The sequence below is a fragment of the Actinophytocola sp. genome (genome assembly GCF_049647105.1).
GTDB lineage: Bacteria > Actinomycetota > Actinomycetes > Mycobacteriales > Pseudonocardiaceae > Actinophytocola.
In genome coordinates, this window is record NZ_JBARWZ010000271.1 from 1 (window position 1) to 2692 (window position 2692).

Below are 2692 nucleotides of genomic sequence, written 5' to 3' on the forward strand. Positions count from 1 at the left end.
GGTTCTGAATATTTCTGCCCGACATGTAAACAATACAATTGGCCGTCTCACTACTTGAATACACCGACACACATCCAATCAACAATTACCACATCATTGAATGCCACCAAGGCTGTCTTTCCGCATGCAGCAACGGTTGACACTTGCCTTCATATTGAGGCGCCGCATGCACTGCAATCTTGCACCGATGATATCGCGACTGCATGCCTCCAGCTCTTGTCAAAAGATGGTGATTAACATGAAATCGGAGAAACAAAAGAGTTTCACGTCATACGGACGGCTGAGACGCCGTGCAGGTCGTGTTTCTACGTTGGATATCGGCATCAGCTGTGGCGGCGCCATAGTTGCGGCATAGTCCGTTTCATAAAGAATGTCCCGCATGCATCCGGCAGCCGCATGTCAGACAGGCGATCCTGCGTCCGTCTGACTGGCCAGGGCAGAGGGAAATAACCATTAAACAATTGTTATTGTGCGGGGGCCCCGCCTGGATCGTTTAAAAGAGACAGCTGGGGCTGCGCCGCAGCCCAGCCCAGCCCAGCCCAGCCCAGCCCAGCCCAGCCCTCCCCTCCCCTCGCCGACGCCAAGCACAAGCACTTGCTCGCGGCGAGCGGCTAAGGCCAAGGCAAGAGGCAAGAGCCCAGGACTATGGCAAAATTTTGTCAGGTCGATGGCTCACGAACGCGGCTGGTATGGCTGGTAGGGGGGCGGGTGTGGAGGGCATGGGATGCGTCACTGCAGGCCCAGCATTGGTCGGGCTCTGCTGCACACAGGAGACCACATCCGGGGCTGTACCGGCCCAACAATACGCGAACTGTAGTAAGGAACCCACTGTAAAGGCATCAGCATCCAGTCCATATTCACTTCCAAGCGCACGAGCCGGATCCCTGCAGTGACTCACATCAGCTGCCACGGCTGTGCGGGAAGCAAGGCCCTCGCGTGGGCGCTTTGCATCATCTCAGGCCACGCCGCTCGACCAAAAGATACCAGTGCAAACTTTTGGCAGCCCTTGGGGCGGACGCCGGCACTGCAAGTCACAGGCCTCCACAACCACTGATCTCCCACGGCAGGTCCCAAAATGGGACATTCTTTTTGAAACGGACTATGGCCCTCCACTGGTTCGCATCATGCCTGGCACTTGCGGCTGCGCCGCCTCCCTCAAGAGGCGTTCAGGCCTCTCAAACAGAGCCACACGGGCGCGCAGCTGTCCCGCACGATCCTGGAGTTCATACTGTCGGTCGCAGACAGACGAGCCACGTGGCTCCAGGTGGCGCAGAGATCTCTGCTTGAGGCCATGCGTGCAGCCTTGGCTTGAGCTCGGAAAACTCTGCCACTGACGGCTTTGGCGTTAGCCTCACCCCAATCAACCCCCCCAGATAAATTTCCTCGCTGATTAAATCCGTCGACGTCGCTGCAAAGGCTGTCAGCAAATTGCAGTTCTGAAGAAGCTGCGCACAGCTGCAAGCGCCATTCCGGCTGATGAGGTGCAGCGGCCACTTGCTTCACATAACATGTGCTTGCAAGCCTTGAATGTTCTGATCAGATACCTCATCAATGTTTCGTGTTTGCACCAGGGTGCCTCGTGATCACCTGCTGCTGCTGCAGGCACTGATGACGGGTGTGCGCAAGCGCGGTTCAGGCACGAACGATCCAGTCAACAATGAACGCGCCAAATTACGCAGGGCTGCTGTAGCCGTCTCTGAGATCTTACCTGATCTCAATAAGGTAGCGGCGTGCTTCGAATGCTGCACAAAAACCCTACGCAGATGGATCAGCAGAAGTGCAGCGGGCGAGCCCATGGGCAATGCAGCTGTGCCAGGCCGCCCCCTCAAGCTGGACGCCGACCAGCAAGCAGCACTGCGAGGATTTGGCAGCACCAGAGAGTCTGGTTCAGCATCAAAGGCAGCAGCGGCGCTCTGGCAGGAGCACGACATTGAAATAAGCAAGTCGACAGCTTGGCGCATCTTGACTTCTGACGGCTTTGCCTTCAGGGTGTTCAGGCGAGTCCCGCTGCTGCTGCCGATCCATAAGGCAGCGCGCGTGAAGTTCTCTCAGCACTACAGCGACAAGGGATTCAGCTACTGGAGCCAGCTGATGTTCACGGACTCCAAGTACTTCACCATCAGCTCCAGCTCAGGGCGCATCGGGCACTACGAGCTGACGGTGACGCCACCCTCGACTGTACCCACCCCGAAGCGCGGAGCCGCCTCGCTGCACGTTTACATGGGCTGCACTGTCTTCGGCTTGACTGAAATGGTGTTGGTGTCGGGTGGCAGCCTCAAGAACAGCAAATTCTTCAGAAAAGATGGGAGTTTGTATTCTGGCGTGTCCGCGGCTGAATATCAGCATGTAGTGCTGCCTGCTTTCAAGGCTGACGGCAAGGTGCTCTTTGGCCGGCGGTCGTGGATCTTGCAGCAGGATGGAGCCAGGATCCACACGTCTGCCTCTTCCATGGTGGAGGCCAGGGCTCTGGCTCCTGGGGGCCTCCTGGAGCCCTGGCCTGCAAACAGTCCTGATTTCAGCCCCATCGAGAACGTTTGGGCAATGATGGCAGAGAAGCTCGGTAGAATGCAGCCGTGCACCACCTCCGAGGAGTTGTGGGGCGCATTGCAGGCAGCCAGAGCCGAAATCACCGCAGCAAACCTGCAGAATTTGTTTGAGAGTATGCCCAGGAGATTGGCAGATTGCATTGAGA

1 protein-coding gene is annotated in these 2692 nt (G+C 57.3%); it reads left to right on the forward strand.

Annotated features, from left to right (window positions below; all coding sequences use genetic code 11):
• Window positions 1-1572: 1572 nt before the first annotated feature.
• Window positions 1573-2692, forward strand: a 1120-nt coding sequence (locus WBA97_RS32025; RefSeq protein WP_424234706.1) for a hypothetical protein, incomplete at its 3' end; no start/stop codon positions are given.